The organism is Geothrix alkalitolerans (genome assembly GCF_022808885.1).
Lineage (GTDB): Bacteria > Acidobacteriota > Holophagae > Holophagales > Holophagaceae > Geothrix > Geothrix alkalitolerans.
This window is the reverse complement of sequence record NZ_JAKZLE010000002.1, coordinates 229,967-247,738: the sequence shown is the minus strand read 5'-3', so window position 1 is coordinate 247,738 and position 17,772 is coordinate 229,967. Positions and strand designations below refer to the sequence as shown.

The 17,772-nt window shown below is 67.4% G+C and carries 12 protein-coding genes and 2 tRNA genes; 10 read left to right on the top strand and 4 right to left on the bottom strand.

Annotation, left to right across the window (positions count from 1 at the left end):
* Positions 1 to 125: 125 nt before the first annotated feature.
* Together MLJ35_RS05190 and MLJ35_RS05185 are read right to left on the bottom strand one after the other, a co-directional pair.
* Positions 126 to 2,318, bottom strand: coding sequence for an LptF/LptG family permease (locus MLJ35_RS05190; protein ID WP_243383416.1), 2,193 nt, complete (start codon positions 2,316 to 2,318; stop codon positions 126 to 128).
* A gap of 101 nt (positions 2,319 to 2,419) precedes the next feature.
* Positions 2,420 to 3,406 (bottom strand): KpsF/GutQ family sugar-phosphate isomerase, encoded by a 987-nt coding sequence (locus MLJ35_RS05185; RefSeq protein ID WP_243383414.1) that lies wholly within the window; start codon positions 3,404 to 3,406, stop codon positions 2,420 to 2,422.
* A 137-nt stretch (positions 3,407 to 3,543) separates the two neighbouring features.
* Between MLJ35_RS05185 and MLJ35_RS05180 the strand changes: the two genes are divergently transcribed.
* Positions 3,544 to 3,619: transfer RNA gene (locus tag MLJ35_RS05180), tRNA-Ile, on the top strand.
* Positions 3,620 to 3,662: 43 nt separating this feature from the next.
* Here MLJ35_RS05180 and MLJ35_RS05175 read toward each other — a convergent pair.
* Positions 3,663 to 4,379, bottom strand: coding sequence for a FadR/GntR family transcriptional regulator (locus MLJ35_RS05175; protein ID WP_243293666.1), 717 nt, complete (start codon positions 4,377 to 4,379; stop codon positions 3,663 to 3,665).
* A gap of 163 nt (positions 4,380 to 4,542) precedes the next feature.
* Here MLJ35_RS05175 and MLJ35_RS05170 point away from each other — a divergent pair, with 163 nt between their 5' ends.
* The 9 genes from MLJ35_RS05170 to dinB all read left to right on the top strand — a co-directional run bounded on the left by MLJ35_RS05170 (position 4,543) and on the right by dinB (position 15,183).
* Positions 4,543 to 6,300: an L-lactate permease gene (locus tag MLJ35_RS05170; protein WP_243383412.1), complete on the top strand. Its 1,758-nt coding sequence runs from the start codon at positions 4,543 to 4,545 to the stop codon at positions 6,298 to 6,300.
* A gap of 95 nt (positions 6,301 to 6,395) precedes the next feature.
* Positions 6,396 to 9,251, top strand: coding sequence for an FAD-binding and (Fe-S)-binding domain-containing protein (locus MLJ35_RS05165; RefSeq protein WP_243383410.1), 2,856 nt, complete (start codon positions 6,396 to 6,398; stop codon positions 9,249 to 9,251).
* Complete coding sequence (locus MLJ35_RS16105; RefSeq protein WP_243383408.1) at positions 9,248 to 9,994, top strand: (Fe-S)-binding protein; 747 nt, start codon at positions 9,248 to 9,250, stop codon at positions 9,992 to 9,994. Before MLJ35_RS05165 ends, MLJ35_RS16105 begins: the two co-directional genes overlap by 4 nt.
* Positions 9,984 to 11,417, top strand: coding sequence for a LutB/LldF family L-lactate oxidation iron-sulfur protein (locus tag MLJ35_RS05155; RefSeq protein ID WP_243383402.1), 1,434 nt, complete (start codon positions 9,984 to 9,986; stop codon positions 11,415 to 11,417). Before MLJ35_RS16105 ends, MLJ35_RS05155 begins: the two co-directional genes overlap by 11 nt.
* Positions 11,410 to 12,072 (top strand): LutC/YkgG family protein, encoded by a 663-nt coding sequence (locus MLJ35_RS05150; protein WP_243383401.1) that lies wholly within the window; start codon positions 11,410 to 11,412, stop codon positions 12,070 to 12,072. Before MLJ35_RS05155 ends, MLJ35_RS05150 begins: the two co-directional genes overlap by 8 nt.
* A gap of 36 nt (positions 12,073 to 12,108) precedes the next feature.
* Positions 12,109 to 12,185 (top strand) — tRNA-Met (locus MLJ35_RS05145).
* A gap of 242 nt (positions 12,186 to 12,427) precedes the next feature.
* On the top strand, positions 12,428 to 13,414 hold the full coding sequence (locus MLJ35_RS05140) for an aldo/keto reductase (protein ID WP_243383400.1): 987 nt from the start codon (positions 12,428 to 12,430) through the stop codon (positions 13,412 to 13,414).
* Positions 13,415 to 13,545: 131 nt separating this feature from the next.
* A complete protein-coding gene (locus MLJ35_RS05135) occupies positions 13,546 to 13,971 on the top strand; it encodes a nuclear transport factor 2 family protein (protein WP_243383399.1) in 426 nt (141 codons plus the stop codon).
* Positions 13,972 to 14,016: 45 nt separating this feature from the next.
* Positions 14,017 to 15,183, top strand: coding sequence for a DNA polymerase IV (gene dinB, locus MLJ35_RS05130; RefSeq protein ID WP_243383398.1), 1,167 nt, complete (start codon positions 14,017 to 14,019; stop codon positions 15,181 to 15,183).
* A gap of 6 nt (positions 15,184 to 15,189) precedes the next feature.
* On the opposite strand, the gene MLJ35_RS05125 is transcribed toward dinB, so the two are convergent.
* Entirely contained in the window at positions 15,190 to 17,736 is a 2,547-nt protein-coding gene (locus MLJ35_RS05125; protein WP_243383397.1) for a ligand-binding sensor domain-containing protein, read from the bottom strand.
* Between the last annotated feature and the right edge of the window lie 36 nt (positions 17,737 to 17,772).

Genomic DNA, 17,772 nt, shown 5'->3' with positions numbered 1-17,772 from the left:
TTCAGCAGCAGAAAACAAGCACGCCACTTGGAAAAGCGTGGAATGCATTTTCCCATTCTCGCATCCCCCGCGGGGCCTCGTCCATGAGACCGGCTCTCAAAAGCATCAACCGGCCCTGAAAAGCATCAGGTCCGCAGCTTCGACACGCGGAGCAGGGCGCCGGCGCCCAGGAGGAGGTAGGGGGCGAGAATCCCCCAATAGGCGGGCATTTCGGAGGCTCGAGCCGCGCCTCCGAACAGCGTCTGGAGGCCGAAAAAGACGAGCCCACTGACCAGCCCGGCCCCGATGGCCTGACCGCGACCCCCACGGGGGCCCGGGAAGGTATAGGAGAGCATGGCCAGGACGAGCAGTGGCCCAGCCAGCCAGCCCAGGAGACGGCTCCACAGCAGGTACGAGCGCTCGGGATCCGGCGCCCACCGCTGCCATTGGATCAGGTCGAGGGTCGAGGCCTCGGCTGCGGAAGGGGCCGTCCGGAGGGCCCGGTCCGGGAAGAGGTCCTGGGTGGCCGGACCAGCCACCAGATGGGCTCCCCCCCAAGCCAGAGCTTCCGACCGTTCGGCGCCGGGCTGCCACCGAAGGAGGATGGGGGCCTCGCCCGGAGCCTTTAGGGGGAATCCCCACCGGGCCTCCGGCGCCAGGTGCCACAGGACTCCTGTGGAGCCGAGGTACATCCAGGGCGTGGATGAGGAAGATCCCCGTGGCCGCTGCAGGATCTGCTGGTACAGGGCCCGGGCCTGGGTCCTGGCCAGCGGCGCCAGGCCCGCCTGGAGGAGGAAGGTGGCGAGGACCACCGCACCCCAGGCGAACCGACTGGCCCAGATCCACTGGAGCAAGCTGACTCCGCCCGCGCGGATGGCCAGCCATTCCCGGTTGAGCGCGGCTTCAGAGAGGGCGAGCATGCTGCCCAGGAGGAAGGAAATGGGGAAGGCAACCTCCAGGAATGGTGGAAGATTCCACACCCAGTATTTAATGAAGACAAATAGATGGATGTTGTTCTTCGAGAGGTCTCCGGCAAGGTTCGAGAACTCGATGAGGAGGTCCAGCGCCAGGAGGCTCCCCAGGGTCAACCCCCAGTTGCGCCACCAGGCCAACGTAGACCAATGCCGAAAAATGCCGCGCCTCGTCCCCTGGCCGTGGATCCAGCGGAGGATTGAGGTTTTTGCGGCCGACCAGCGCGCATGCAAGGGAGTCAGGTGCAGGGCGCGGGTGACTGGACGAAGCCATCGGGAGAGGATGCCCCGACGGGTCCGGTGAGGTGAAAGCCGATGGCTGAGGATCAGCCAGCCAGCGCCAAGGAAGAGGAAGGGCAGGAGCAGGGTCGGATATATCGATTTAACTTTCCCGCTCAAGATCATGTTTTCAAAATATTTCATCAACAGGTAGTAGACGAGGATCACGCCGAGGCTCTTGAGGACGGCCCCTCCTCGGTAGAACCTCGGATGGCTGAAACCCAAGGCGATGCCCATGAGCAGCAGGGCAATCCCGGCCACCGGGAGGGTGAGTCGGCGACTGAGCTCCAGGGCCGACTGCTGGCGCTGGGCGTCCGGAACCGCAGTGTCCCGGTGGATCTGCATCAGGGCCCTGGAGGACTCGTACCTCAGCGGCACCGGAGCGAGGAGGCGAGGGCCCGAGGGTATGGCAAACCGGAGGATCTGCTGTTCCTGCCGCAGATGGATGACACTGCCATCCCCGGACGACTGGAACAGCACTCCCTGGAGGTCCGACAGGTGGAGCCGGATTTCCGAATTCCCCGACAGCGTGTTCTCAAGGGCGTAGGTCATCCGGGACGCGGTCATGTGCTGCGTGCCCTGGGGGGTTGATTCCATCAGATGGATCTGGCCGTTCTCCGAGACCCAGATGGCGGTATCCGGGGAACCCGGGGGGTGCCAGGGGGGGCTCCCGGGGCGAAGGAACCTGGCCTTGGCCTCCTCGGACATCTTCTGGCGCAGGGTCTGTTGGAGGCCCGCCGAGACCGGCACCAGGACGTGGGCGTTGACGGAAGCCAGCACCAGGAGGCCGCAGGCCATGATCAGCCAGGGGAAGGACCAGGTCCGGCGCCCCGCGCCGAGTCCTTGAGCTGCAACGAGTTCGGATCCCTCCATCATCTGCTGCGTCCCCAGCAGCCCCCCGAGCACGGCCGCCATGGGGAGGACCATGGAGAAGGTTTCCGGCAGGGACAGGAGGAGAAGCGGGAACATCCAGCGCAGGGGGGCGCCCTGGGAGAAGATCTCCCGCGAGATGGCGATCATCTCCCACGAGACCAGGAGGAACCCATAGAAGAACAGCGCCCCCAGGAAGGGGGTCGCCCAGCGGCGCAAGATGTATCGGGTCAGAACGGAAGGCACTCGAGGTCCAAATTTAGCTTTCGATAATGTATATTATGTAACCTTAAAACCAACATGGAAACCGGGGATGGAACTCACAAGACCTTTGCTGTCAGGAGGTCATGGATGTGGATGAGGCCGACAGGGCGATCTGGCTTCCCCACCATGAGAAAGGTGATCTTCCGGGCCTCCATGTCACTGGCGGCTTCCAGGGCCAGAGCGTCCTCCCCGATCATCGCGGGAGTCCGGCTCATCATCTGCTCGGCCTGGAGGTCGAGCGGGTTCCTTCCTTCCTTCTCCGCTCCCTCCAGCGCGCGGCGGATGTCCCCATCGGTGATGACACCCAGGAGCTTAGGGCCCTCCATCACGCTGGCCATCCCCAGCCGTCCTCCCGTCATGGCCCGCAGCACCTCGGTCAACCCGGACGAGGCCGGGACCATCGGCCAGGTCGTATGCATCAAGGCCTTAACCTTCATGAGTTTCGCCCCCAGACTTCCAGCGGGATGATTCAAGGCGAAGCTGTCCCGGGTGAATCCTCGACGGGACATAAGGCTGGCGGCCAGAAGGTCTCCCCAGATCAGCTGGAGGGTCGTGCTGGCCATGGGGGCCAGATCCAGAGGGCATCCCTCACCCTGAGGGAGCCGGTAGCTGAAGGTCCAATGAGCTGCCTGCCCCAGGCTGCTTTCGGGACGGGCGGTGATGGCCGCCAGCGGGGTGCCCAGGCGGAGGAGGCTTGGCAGCAGCCGGACGAGTTCTTCACTCTCCCCGCTGTTGGACAGGGCCAGCACAGAATCATCCCGGGTCACCATCCCGAGATCTCCGTGCAGGGCTTCTGCCGGATGCAGGAACAGGCTCGGGCATCCCGTGGAGGCCAGGGTGGCGGCAACCTTTTGGGCGACGAGCCCGGACTTGCCCATGCCGGTGAGCACCACCCGGCCGGAGCGGGACAACACGCTACCGCACCAGTCATCCACCTGGACGGGATCCCATGTATCCCGCAATTCCTTGAGGGCGGCCTGAGCGGCCTCAAGCACCGCCTGTCCGGCTTCCTGGGCCCCTGTCGCGTGATTCTGATCCTTCACGGTTCCGGCTCCGATGGCATGGTGAACAAAGGGTTCATGCTACCAGTCATTCTCCATCCTCATGTCCCGGCCCGCGCCCCTTCCCTTCGCGGCCGATGCCGCCGATGGGCTGTCTCCGTGTTTGCTACACTGGCCCCGGCCCTGTAGCTCAGCGGTCAGAGCTGGCGGCTCATAACCGCTTGGTCGTGGGTTCGAACCCCACCGGGGCCACCATCTGCGCGTGCCGCTCTCGCGGCTCGCGCAGGAAGCGTCGGGCTCAGACGATCCACTTCCGCAATTCGCCTTCCGCGAAGTTCAGGTGCGCCAGCATGGCTTCCGAGGCCTTCTGGGGCGAGCCCGAACGGATGGCCTGCAGGATCTCCGAGTGCTGGTCGATGATCCTCTGCGCGTTCTGGACGTTGTCCTGGTACAGCTGGCGGCGCGCCACGGAGTTGGCCTTGGCGAACTCCTCCGACACCGTCTTGAAGAGCTTGGTCAGAAGGCTGTTGTGAGTGGCCTCGGCCACCGCGTAGTGGAAGGCGGCGTCGAACTCCTCGCCCTTCTCCGAATCCTGGAGGTTGAGCCGCTCCCGCATGTTCGCCAGCATGGACTCGATCTGGTCGAGCTCTTCGAACGTGGCCCGCTGGGCGGCCAAGCTGGCCGTGGCGGTCTCGAAGATCCGGCGCATCTCGAACATGTCCAGGAGCGAGTTGCGCTCCACCGCCAGGAACATGGCCAAGGGGCGGATGATGTCGTCGGTCTCGGTGCCCCGGACGAAGGTGCCCTCGCCGGGCCGGATGTCGATGATGCCGAGCATCTCCAGCGTCCGGATGGCCTCGCGAACGGAGGCCCGGCTGACCTGGAACCGGTCGGCGAGGTCCCGCTCGGCGAGCAGCTTGTCGCCAGGCTTCAGCTTCCCCTCGGCGATGAGGTGCTTGATCTGGTCCACGATCTCTTCGTAGAGGCGTTTGGTCTTGATCGGGGTAAGTTCCATACTCATAACATCCTAAGTGACGAAAAGCGAATGAGATGCGAAATGTGACCAAAAACCGGATTCTTGCGTATGGTCTGACCACTAGACCCATTGTAGGCTTCTGCCAGGCTCTTTTCCAAAACTCTACCTTTTCATCTCCTACCCCCCCATCCCTGGAGGCTTCATGACCCCCTGGACCCAAGTCTATTCCCCGGTAGCGGGGAATATCTTCCTTTCCGCGCTGGTGGCCGCGTTGCCGGTCTTCGTGTTGCTGGGCTTCCTCGCCAAGCACGTGAAGGCCCACTATTCGGCCATCCTGGGCCTGGTCACCTGTTACGTGGTGGCCGTCCTCGTCTACAGGATGCCGGCCGGCATGGCGGGCATGGCCGCGGTGCACGGCGCTCTCTACGGCCTGCTGCCCATCGGCTGGATCGTGCTCAACGCCATCTTCATCTACGACATCACGGTGAAGTCCGGCGATTTCGAGGTGGTGAAGCACTCCATTGCCGGTCTGGCGGCGGACCGCCGCATCCAGGCCCTGCTGATCGCCTTCAGCTTCGGCGCCTTCATCGAAGGCGCGGCGGGCTTCGGCACGCCCGTGGCGATCTCGGCCGCCATGCTGATCGGCCTGGGCTTCCGTCCCCTCCAGGCCGCGGGTATCGCGCTCATCGGCAACACGGCCCCCGTGGCCTACGGTGCCCTGGGCAGCCCGCTCCTGGCCCTCGCCGGCGTGACCGGCCTGCCGCTCGAGATGCTGAGCGCCGCTGCGGGCCGCATCCTACCCATCTTCTCCCTCATCGTGCCCTTCTGGATCATTTGGACCATGGCGGGCCGCAAGGCGATGATGGAAGTCTGGCCGGCCTGCCTCGTGGCAGGCGGCAGCTTCGCCATCACGCAGTTCCTGGTGAGCAACTTCCACGGTCCCTGGCTGGTGGACATCATCGGCGCCATCGTTTCCATGGTCGCCCTGGTCCTGTTCCTCAAGGTGTGGCAGCCCAAGACCATCTGGCGCTATGAGCACGAGCGCGAGGAGGCCCACGAGTCCGGCCCGAGCCACAACACCGGCAAGGTCGTGAAGGCCTGGATGCCCTGGGTGTTCCTGTCCCTGTTCGTGTTCGCCTGGGGCACCCCGCAGGTGAAGACCTTCCTCAACGGCGGCCCCAAGGACAAGCCGAACTTCCTCGCCGGCTACACCGTCAAGAACTTCGAGATCCCCCTGCTCCACAACAACGTCCAGAAGGCTCCCCCCGTCGTGGCCAAGGTCCACAAGGAGCCCGCCGTCTGGACCTTCAACTGGCTCTCCCTCACGGGCACCAGCCTCCTGCTGGCCGGCATCTGCAGCGGCCTGCTGGCCGGGTTCGGCCCCATGGAGCTGGTCAAGATCTTCGGCAAGACGGTCGCCCGCGTGAAGATCTCGCTGCTCACCATCGCCGCCATGCTGGCCCTGGGCTTCACCTCCAAGGCCGCGGGCCTGGACGCCACCATGGGCCTGGCCTTCGCCAGCACCGGCGTGCTCTTCCCCTTCTTCAGCGCCATGCTGGGCTGGCTGGGCGTGGCCCTGACGGGCAGCGACACCTCCTCCAACGTGCTGTTCGGCGGCCTCCAGAAGATCACCGCCCAGCAGCTGGGCCTGAATCCCATCCTCACCGCCGCGGCCAACACCACGGGCGGCGTCATGGGCAAGATGATCGACGCCCAGAGCCTTGTGGTGGCCTCCGTCGCCACGAACCAGCAGGGCGAGGAAGGCACCATCCTCCGCTACGTGTTCTTCCACAGCCTGGCTCTGGCGGCCATGGTCGGCGCCGTGATCTTCCTATACGCCAAGGTCCTGCCCGCCAACTGGATGCCCCAGCTGGCTCCGGCCCCTGCCGCCGTGACCTCGGCTGCTCCAGCCGCCCCGGCCGCTCCGACCACCCTGCCCGCCCCTGCCCCTGCCAAGTAGGCCGGGCGGCATCTTGACGTAAGACCCGGGTCCCGCCGCGCCCAGCAGGCCGGCGGGACCTTTTTCCGCGATGTCCCGATCAGAGGATGTTTCTCATGAGTACCGCCACTGCCACTTCCCTGAGGGATTCCCTCGTCTCCATCGTCGGGCCGGACCGTGTGCTCGATCGTCCCGTGGACCTGATCGCCTTCGCAGCCGATGCGAGCTTCTACCGCCTCATCCCCAAGGCGGTGGTCTTCGCGGCCGATGTGGAAGAGGTCAAGTCCCTGTTCCGCGTCAGCCACGAAACCCGCACTCCCATGACGTTCCGGGCGGCGGGCACCAGCCTCTCCGGCCAGTCCGTCTCGGACGGCATCCTGGTGGAGGTGGCCCGCAACTGGCGAGGCATCCAGGTGCTGGAAAGCGGCGCCAAGGTGAAGGTGCAGCCCGGCGTCATCGGTGCCCACGTGAACCATGCCCTGCGGGCCTATCGCTCGAAAATGGGCCCCGACCCGGCGTCCATCAACACCTGCACCGTGGGCGGCATCCTCAACAACAACTCCAGCGGCATGTGCTGCGGCGTGGTGCAGAACGCCTACCACACGCTGGAGTCCCTGACCTTCGTGCTCCCCTCCGGCACCGTGATCGACACGGCCGCACCCGATGCTGACCAGCGCTTCCGCGAGGCTGAGCCTGCCCTGGCCGAGGGCCTGCTCAAGCTCAAGGCCGAGATCGAGGCGAACCGCCCCCTGGCCGAGCGCATCCGGGCCAAGTACCGGATGAAGAACACCACCGGCTACTCGCTGAACGCCTTCATCGACTTCGACCGGCCCGTGGACATCTTCCGGAATGTGCTGGTGGGTTCCGAGGGCACCCTGGCCTTCATCGCCGAGGCCGTGCTGAACACCGTCCCCGATCTCCCGGTCAAGGTGACGGGCTTCCTGATCTTCCCCGACCTGCATGCCGCCTGCGCGGCCATCGTCCCCCTGCGCGACGCCGGCGCCGCGGCCCTGGAGCTGCTGGACCGCGCCTCGCTGCGCTCCGTGGAGAACCAGGCCGGCACACCCGCCAGCATCAAGACGCTGCCCGAAGGCGCGGCCGCGCTGCTGGTGGAGTTCCAGGGCAAGGACGAGTCCGCCCGGGCCGAGCTGGAGCGCCTGGCTCTGGACGCCGCCGCCCACCTGACGCTGCTCGAGCCCGCCCGCTTCACCCACGATCCCGTGGAGCAGGCCCTCATGTGGAAAATCCGCTCGGGCACCTTCCCCTCCGTGGGGGCGGTCCGCCAGCGCGGCACCACGGTGCTCATCGAGGACGTGGCCTTCCCCATCGAGAAACTGGCGGATGCCGCGGTGGACCTCACGAAGCTCTTCGCGAAGCACCGCTATGACGAGGCCATCCTCTTCGGCCACGCCAAGGACGGCAACCTGCACTTCGTCATCACCCAGTCCTTCAACGACCAGGCCGCCGTGGACCGCTACTCCGCCCTCATCGACGACGTGGTGGAACTGGTGGTCAAAAAGTACGACGGCGCGCTCAAGGCCGAGCACGGCACCGGCCGCAACATGGCACCCTTCGTGGAGGCCGAGTGGGGCCCCGAGGCCAAGGCCGTCATGGAGCGCCTGAAGGACCTGGTGGATCCTGCGCGGCTCCTGAACCCCGGGGTCATCCTCAACGCCGATCCCCACTGCCACCTGTCGAACCTCAAGCCCATGCCCGGCGTGGAGGAGGAAGTCGACAAGTGCATCGAGTGCGGCTACTGCGAACCCAAGTGCCCCAGTCGCGAGCTCACCCTCACGCCCCGGCAGCGCATCGTCGTGCGCCGCGAGATGGCCCGCCTGGAGGGCAACCGCGAGAACCCCACCCTGCTTTCCTCCCTGCAGGAGGCCTTCCCATACATGGCGCTGGAAACCTGCGCCACCGACGGCCTCTGCGCCACGGCCTGCCCCGTGGGCATCGACACCGGCCAGCTCACCAAGCGCTTCCGCCGCGCCAGCCACAGCCGCCGGGCCCAGAAGATCGCCCTCTCCGTGGCCCGCCACTTCGCCACGGTGGAGCCGGCCATGCGCCTGGCGCTCCGCACCGGCCACATGGTGCAGAACATCTTCGGCCCCAAGGCCATGCCCTTCATCACCCGGACCATGAAGGCCTTCGGCGCCTCCCACCAGTGGAGCCCGGAGATGCCCAAGCCCGCGAAGGCGCCCCTGCCCTCCACCTCCCTGGAAGGGGCGCAGGCCATCTACTTCCCCGCCTGCCTCTCCCGCATGATGGGCCACCTGCCCGGCGAGCCCGAGGAGATGAGCCTGGTGGAAGCCCTGGTGAAGGTATCCCAGCGGGCCGGCTACCCGGTCCACATTCCCTACGATGTGGAAGGGACCTGCTGCGGCGTGCCCTTCAGTTCCAAAGGCTATGACGAGGCCCACCGCTACACGATCAACCGCACCATCGAGAAGTTCTGGGAGTGGAGCCAGCAGGGCCGCCTGGCCATCGTCATGGACACCAGCCCCTGCACCTACGGTGTGCTCACCAGCCGCGGCTACCTCACGCCCGAGAACCAGGCGAAGTTCGACAAGCTGAAGATCCTCGACAGCCCCTCCTTCGCCAATGACGTGCTGCTGCCCCGCCTGCGCGTCTCGAAGAAGGTCGACTCCGTGGTCCTCCACCCAGTCTGCTCCATCACCAAGATGAACCTCCTGCCCAAGCTGGAGGGCGTGGCCAAGGCCTGCGCCGACAAGGTGCTTGTGCCTCGTGATGCCGGCTGCTGCGGCTTCGCCGGAGACCGCGGCTTCACCCATGCGGAGCTGACGGCCTCGGCCACCAAGCACGAGGCGCGGGAGGTGAAGGCGCAGACCTTCGACGGCTACTACGCCAGCAGCCGCACCTGCGAGGTGGGCATGACCCGTTCCACAGGCCAGGTGTATCGTAGCTTCCTGTACCTTCTCGAATCCGCCACCCGACCGGAGGCCTCCAAGTGAACGGTACCAAGCCCAAGAAGGTCTACTTCTACGGAACCTGCCTCGTGGACCTCTTCTTCCCCGATGCCGGCATGGCCGGCATCCAGCTCCTTCGCCGGGCCGGCGTGGAGGTCGTCTTCCCCGACGGCCAGACCTGCTGCGGCCAGCCCGCCTTCAACTGCGGCTACTTCGAGGAGGCCCGGGACGTGGCCCGCACCCAGGTGGCCCTCTTCCCCGAAGACCTGCCCGTCATTCTGCCCTCCGGCAGCTGCGCGGGCATGATGAAGGTCCACTACCCGGAGCTGTTCCACGGCCAGCCGGACGAGGCCAAGGTCCGCGCCTTCAGCGCCCGTGTCTACGAGCTGACCCAGTTCCTGGTGGATGTGCTGGACGTGAGGCTCAAGGATCTGGGCGAGCCGGTGAAGGTCACCTGGCACAGCTCCTGTCATGCCGTGCGTGACCTGGGCCTGAAGGGCGAACCCCAGGCCCTCATCGGCCAGCTTGCGAACGTGGAACTGGCGCCCCTCGCCCGGGAATACGAGTGCTGCGGCTTCGGCGGCACCTTCTCCGTGCGCCACCCGGAAGTCTCCGGGGCCATGGTCGCGGACAAGATCGCCGATGCCACCGCCACGGGGGCTTCCGTTGTCCTGTCCACGGACGGCGGCTGCCTGATGAACGTGAACGGCGCGCTGGAAGCCAAGCGCAGCGAGCTCAAGGTCCAGCACATCGCCGAATTCCTGTGGGAGCGCACCCGTGCACGCTGAGAACGAAATCCATTTCAGGGATGCCGCCGCCAAGGCCCTGCAGGATCCCCAGCTCCGGGCCAACTTCCGTCGCGCCATGGACGGCCTCATCACCAAGCGCAAGGCCCAGTTCCCCGATCCGCGGGATCTGCAGGACCTGCGCGACCTCAGCACGGCCATCCGCTCGCGCAGCCTCCTCTGCCTTCCGGAGCTCCTGGAACAGCTGGAGGCCAGCTGCACGAAGAACGGCATCAAGGTGCACTGGGCCGAAACCTGCGGGCAGGCCAACGAGTTGATCCTCGGGCTGCTCGAGGCCCGCGGCGCCAAGACCATGGTCAAGGGCAAGAGCATGGTCTCCGAGGAGATGCACCTCAATGCCTTCCTGGAGAAGCACGGCATCGAGGCGCTGGAGTCCGACCTGGGCGAGTACATCATCCAGCTGGATGGCGAGACGCCGAGCCACATCATCATGCCGGCCATCCACAAGAACAAGGACCAGATCGCCCGGCAGTTCAGCCAGAAGATCAAGGACGCCAAGTACACCGAGGACGTGGACGAGCTCACCGCCATGGCCCGCAAGGTGCTGCGCGAGAAGTTCTTGAACGCCGACGCCGGCCTCTCCGGTGTGAACTTCGCCGTGGCCGAGACCGGGACCCTCTGCCTGGTGGAGAACGAGGGCAACGGCCGAATGAGTACCCACGTGCCGCCCATCCACATCGCCGTCATGGGCCTGGAGAAGGTGGTGGCGCGACTCGAGGATGTGGCCCCGCTCTACTCGATCCTCACCCGGTCGGCCACGGGCCAGGCCGTGAGCACCTACTTCAACCTCATCTCCGGCCCCCGCGGCGCGGATGAGAAGGATGGACCGCAGGAAGTCCATCTGGTCATCCTGGACAACGGCCGGTCGCGGATCTACGCCGATCCCCAGCTGCGGGCCACCCTGCGCTGCATCCGCTGCGGCGCCTGCATGAACCACTGCCCCGTCTACACCCGCGTGGGCGGCCACGCCTACGAGGCCATCTACCCTGGTCCCATCGGCAAGATCCTTACGCCGCAGATGGAGGGTGTGGGCGTCCGCCACGACCTCATCCACGGTTCGAGCCTCTGCGGCGCCTGCGGCGAGGTCTGCCCGGTGGAGATCCCCATTCCCGAGATCCTGGTGCGCCTGCGCCGGGAAGCGACCCACGAGGACCTGGGCTCGAAGGTGGCTGGCAAGGGCACGGGTCGCACGGCCACCGAGGACTGGGCCTGGCGCCTCTGGGCCGGCGTGATCAAGCGTCCGGGCCTGTACCGGCTGGCCACCTGGTTCGCCACGCGCTTCGGGAAGGCCCTACCCGCCAATGCGCCCCTGATCAAGAACTGGACCCAGTCCCGCACCAAACCCGTTCCGGCCCGCCGTTCGCTGAGCGAGCGCATGCGCGCCGAGGGAGTCCCCCATGAGTGATCCCCGCACCGCCATCCTCGGCCGCCTCCGCGCCTCTGGCGATTCCGGCCCCCTGCCCGAGCTGGACACCGCCGTGCTCGAGCGTCGGCAGTGGCCCGCGGCCCAGCGTCCCGCCCAGCTGCGCAAGGGCATGGAAGCGGTCCACACGGAGTTCCTGGAGGCCACTCCTGCGGACTGGCCGGCTGTCGTCCGCGCCTTCTGCGAGCGCGAGGGCCTCAAGAACCTGCTCTACGGTCCCGCCAGCGAGGCCGGCGCCGCCCTGGCCGCCGCCTGGCCCGCCGGTGGGCCGACGCTGAGGCCCTATGACCGCCCTGTGGAAGCCTTCAAGGAGGAGTTGTTCAACGGCGTGGATGCCGGTTTCACGGGCACCGTGGGCGGTGTGGCGGAGACGGGAGGCCTCCTGCTGATGCCCGGCCCCGCCGAGCCGCGGCTCATGTCCCTGGTGCCGCCCATCCACATTGCCCTGCTTCGCGCCTCCACCATCCACGACACCTTCTGGTCCGCCGTGAAGGCCCTGAGCTGGGGCCGGTCCCTGCCCCCCAATGCGCTGATGATCTCCGGCCCCAGCAAGACCGCCGACATCGAGCAGACCCTCGCCTACGGCGTCCACGGCCCCAAGCGCCTCATCGTGGTGCTCGTGGACGATCTGGCGTAGACGCAAGCCCACCCTCGCGCTACACTGCTCCTTCATGGCTGGGTAGCTCAGGTGGTTAGAGCGAGGGTCTCATAATCCCTAGGTCGGCAGTTCGAGTCTGCCTCCAGCCACCACCAAGAACACCGGAGCCGATCGGCTCCGGTGTTTTCGTACGCCCACCGCAGCCTGCAGACTCGGACTGCCGAGAAGCAGTGGCGGCCAGGTAGCCCGCAGCGAGCAAGGCCCCAGTGGGGCCTGCGCAGCGTCCGCGGGCGTGGCCAGCCACGCGCCAGTTCGAGTCTGCCCGATGGTTCCCCCACCCCGCACAGGCGGATAATAGCCCCGCAAGAATCCGCACCCACCCCCGGAGGTCCCCATGAAGACCCGAACCCTCGGCCGCTCCGATCTGACCGTCTCTGCCCTCGGCCTCGGCTGCATGGGCATGAGCGAGTTCTACAAGGGCGCCACGGAAGCGGAATCCGTGGCCACCATCCACCACGCGCTGGACTGTGGCCTCAACTTCCTCGATTCCGCCGACATGTACGGCCCCTTCACGAACGAGGAACTGGTGGGCCGGGCCATCAAGGACCGGCGGGACCAGGTGGTGCTGGCCACCAAGTTCGGCAATGTGCGGGGCGAGGACGGCAGCTTCCGCGGCGTGAGCGGCCGACCCGACTACGTCCGCGCCTGCTGCGACGCGTCCCTGCGCCGCCTGGGCGTGGACCACATCGACCTCTACTACCAGCACCGGGTGGATCGCACCGTGCCCATCGAGGAGACTGTCGGAGCCATGGCTGACCTCGTGAAGGCCGGCAAGGTGCGGTTCCTCGGCCTGTCGGAGGCCGCGCCAGCCACCATCCGCCGCGCTCACGCGGTCCACCCCATCACCGCCCTTCAGACCGAGTATTCCCTTTGGACCCGGGATCCCGAGGACGAGATCCTCCCCACCACGCGGGATCTGGGTATCTCCTTCGTGGCCTACAGCCCGCTGGGCCGGGGCTTCCTCACGGCCCGCTTCCGCACGCTGGAGGATCTCCCGGAAGGGGACTACCGCCGCAACGCACCCCGCTTTCAGGGGGACAACTTCCAGAAGAACCTGGACCTGGTGGCGAAGATCGAGGGGCTCGCGCACCAAAAGGGCGTGAAGGCCTCCCAGCTGGCTCTGGCCTGGGTGCTGGCCCAGGGAAGGGACATCGTGCCCATCCCGGGCACCACCCGGCGCAGCCACCTGGATGAGAACCTGGCGGCCCTGGAGATCGCCCTCACGCCCGTGGAACTGGTCCAGATCGAGGCGGTGGCGCCCAAAGGAGCGGCCGCCGGCCCGCGCTACCCGGAAGCCACCATGGCCCACGTGAACGGCTGACCCGGGATCGGTTTCGGGAACCAAATGGGACTCAACCTCATCGTTGGGATGCGGGTCTATTCCGTCAACCGGAGGACACCATGCCACGGGGCGCTTTGAAATCATCCTTGCTGCTTGTCGGGACCTTGGGCATGACCGAGGCGCCCGAGGACTCCACGCCCGTCCCTGCGGCGCTTTCACTCAGGCCCGCTCCGCGGACGGAGGGCATCGCCTCCGTGGTCAAGCAGTGGGCCGCGGCCTGGCTCGAGGGGAACACGGAGGCGATGTACGCCTGCCTCCACCCCTCGCTGGCCAAGCACATCCTGGGGATGGAGGCCGCTTCCAGCCGGGAGGCCCTCCAGCGGCTCATTGGTGTCCAGTCGGTGCTCGGAAGGGCGGTCAGGGGCCAGTTCCCCGAGGGAGACGTGAAGATCCTGGACATCCAGGGCCGCAGCGGGAGTGCTCGGCTGGACCTGGGCCCGTGGACGGCCTACATCCACCTGGCAGCCCATCATGAAGGCTGGGCCATCGCGAACGTGCTCTGGGAATGGCGGAATGGGGCAACACCCAGGCACTGACGGGCCGCCTTGGTCAACGGAGCCGATCCCGCCAAACTGGATCGCATGCCTGAGACCCGGCTTCCCGCCGCCAGACGCATCGCCCACCTGGACATGGACGCCTTCTTCGCCTCGGTGGAACTCCTCGAGCATCCTGAGCTGAGGGGCCTTCCCGTGGTGGTGGGCGGGAGGCGGTCCGTGGCCGCCGCGGGGGGGCGCTTCCCCAGGCTGAAGGAGTACGCGGGCCGGGGCGTGGTCACCACCGCCACCTACGAGGCCCGGGCCTTCGGGGTGCGCAGCGGGATGGGGCTCATGAAGGCGGCTGCGCTGGCGCCGGATGCGATCCTCCTGCCCGCGCACTTCGAGGCCTATGCCCGGGCCTCCCGGGCCTTCAAGACCGCGGTGGCAGAGGTTGCCCCCCTCATCGAGGACCGCGGGATCGATGAGATCTACATCGACCTCACGGAGGTGCCCGGGGATTCCCTCGAGCTGGCCCAGCGCCTCAAGGCGGCCGTGCGGCAGGCCACCGGTCTCACCTGCTCCATCGGGATCACGCCGAACAAGCTGCTGTCCAAGCTGGCCTCCGAATTCCAGAAGCCCGACGGCATCACCCTTCTCGGGTACGACGACATCCCCACGCGCATCTGGCCCCTGCCCTGCTCCGCCGTCAACGGCATCGGCCCCAAGGCCACCGCGAAGCTGGCGGGCCTCGGCATCCGCACCATCGGCGACCTCGCGAAGGCCGATCCATCGTGGCTGGTGGAGCACTTTGGGCGTAGCTACGGGCCCTGGCTCCACGAGGCGGCGAACGGCCGGGACGACCGCCCCCTGGCGATCCAGCGGGAGCCCAAATCCATCAGCCGGGAGACCACCTTCGAGCGGGACCTCCATCCCAGGCTGGACCGGGAGGCGCTCTCCCGCATCCTGCGGGACCTCTGCGAACGGCTCGCGGGAGATCTGGACCGTAAGGGCTACCTGGCCCAGAACGTGGGCATCAAGCTGCGCTTCGAGGATTTCACCACCGTCACCCGGGACCATGCCCTGCCCTGTCCCGTGGCGGATGCGGCCGCCCTGCTGGAAGCCGCCCGTGGGAACCTCCGGCGTGTGACCCTGAACCGCAGACTGAGGCTGCTGGGCATCCGCGCCGGCGCGCTGGTCAAGCCTGGCCAGCCCCTCTCTCCGGAACGGGAACGTCCGGCCACGCCGGGGCTGTTCGATGCGCTCGAGTCGTAAGCCCGCTCATTCCGCTGAGGGCTCGCCCCCATCATGCCGCTTGGTCTGGCGACGCTCCGGGTACAGGGCATCGGCGCAATCGGGGCAGATGCCGTGCGTGAAATCGGCGTCGGAGTGGGCGCTGATGTAGTGTTCCAGCTGGTTCCAGTATCCCGTGTCATCGCGGATCTTCTTGCAGCTGGCGCAGATGGGGAGCAGCCCCGAGAGCTGCTTCACCTGGCTCAGCGCCGAGGAGAGATCGGCGTTCCGGGCTTGGAGTTCCATGGTCCGCTTGGCCACCAGGGCCTCCAGCTCGGCCTTTCCCCGGGCGAGGGAGGCCACGCGCAGTCGCAGGGTGAGGACGCCGAGACCAAGGAAAGCCAATCCACCCAGCCCCATGGCCCACCAGGTGCGCCACCAAGGCGGCAGGACGCGGAAGTCGAGGCCCACGACAGGTCCGAAGGCCCCATCGCCCTGGGCAGCCCGGACCTCGAAACGGTACTGCCCACCTGGCAGAGCGGGGTATCGCACCTGGCTGCCATCCACTTCCCGCCAGGCGTCTTCCAGACCAAGAAGGCGCACCTGGAACCGGACCTGGGATTCGTCGAGGTAGGTGGGCGCTGCCACGCGGAACGTCACCGTCGCTTCACTCCGAGGGAATGGGGTGAGCCCGAGGAAGGGCGGCTCGGCCCGCCGGGTTCCATGGGTGATCTGGACGATGTGCGCCGTGGGCGGAACCATCGGCCGATCCGGCCCGACGTCGTAGCGCACCAGGCCGGCGGCGGTCCCCACCCAGATGTGTCCGCCTTCGGCCAGAAGGGCCTGGATGGCGCAGTCCTCGCTGACCATGCCCTCCTGCCGGCCGATGTGCAACGGCGGATCCACCCGGTCCAGGCCCTGGTCCGAGGTGGCCCAGGTCCGGCCCTGCGCATCCACCTCCACGGCGTAGAGGAGGTTGGAGTGGAGGCCCTGCCCCTTGACCCGCTGCTCTAGCACAGTCAGGCGCCCCTGGTCGATGCGGATCCGGGTGAGGCCCTGTGGCTCCTGGTAGTGCACCCAGGCGCTGCCGTCCGGAAGGAAGGCCAGGCCATAGAGCCCGAAGGGCTTCAGTCCATCTGCCTCGGTGAAAAGCTTCCAGGTTCCTGAGGTTTCGCGGAGGTAGAGGCCCGCCGTGGTGGCGGCCCAAAGGCGGCCCTGGCCGTCCTCGCGGATGCGGAAGACCCCGAGCGGGGTGGTCCCCCTGGGGGCGACCTCCTGGACGAGCCGTCGCGCCCCGGGGTCCCAGCGGAGCACCCCCTGCCGGCCATGCCCCAGCCAGGTCCGTCCCTGCGTGTCGGTCATCACGGTGTTCACGGCGAAACCAAGATCGCCCAGGGGCGCGGTCTCCGCCTGGCGGCTGCCGGGGTGGAGCCAGAGGGCGGGACCGATGGTGCTGACCATCCAGAGGGTGCCCGCACGGTCCATGGCAAGGCTCTTGATGCGGTGGCCCTCCGTGCCGGGGATTCGGGTCAGGCCTGCCGTCCCCACCCGCAAGGCCCCGTTGTCCGTGGCCGCCAGCAAGGTGCCCCGGGCGTCCCGCGCGATGGACCAGACCACCTCGCCAGAGATCCCCGCACCCAGGCTGTGATTCCAGACCCGCCCCCCGCCCTGCAGCCGGGCCAGCGCCGTCCCGAGGATCCACAGCGTGCCCTCCCGATCCCGGAAGACGGTGCGGACCCATCGAAACGGCAGTCCCCCCGAGGCATCCAGCAGCGTGGTCTCCGACCCGGACACGTGGAGGGCGCCGCCCTGGGTCGGCAGCCATACCGATCCGTCCGAATCGAGGAAGGGAATGCTGTTGGGGGAAAGGCTCGCCCCCAGGCGCCGGGACTCGTCCGTGAACCAGAGGTCCCCGGGCGCCTTCATGGCCAGGGACCGGCCCGACCCTGCCCAGATACGGCCAGCGCCGTCCTCCACCACCATGGCGACGCCCGTGGCGGGAAGGCCTTGGTCCGCCCCCCACTCGCGCTCTGAGCCGTCGGGCAGGAAGGCCTTGAGGCCGGCCTCCGTCCCCAGGTACACGGTGCCACTGGGCCCGCTGCCGAGGGTGAAAACCCGTCCCTCTGGGCGTCCAGTCCGCTGGTGGAACCGGAGGCCTTCCTCCTCGACGAAGAGCCCCTGCTGGGTCAGGGCCCACAGGCGTCCGCCCTGGCCCAAGGCCAAGGCGACCGCGACCGGGGGCTGCCCGGCTCCATTGAGGGTGATGGTCTCGATGCGGCCTTCCCGGACCCTCACGAGGCCCCGGAGCGTGGCCACCCAGACGCCACCGCCCCAGGCCGGAAGCACCCGGTGGATGAAGCCGGAGGGAAGGCCGTCTTCCCGGCCCCACCGGCGGCAGTGCCCACCTTCGTAGCGCAGGAGGGCGCTTTCAGTCCCGACCCAGAGGAACCCGTCCGAATCCTGGGTCAGGCAGGTGATGGCGCCGGAGGGCAGGCCCTGGTCCGGGCCGAGCACCGCAATGGGGCGGCGCCAGCCGTCCGCGGACAGATGGAGCGCCCCCAGGGCCACCATCAGAACGATCCGCAACCACGCCATGTCCACTCCCATTGCCATCCGACTGAACGGCAGCTC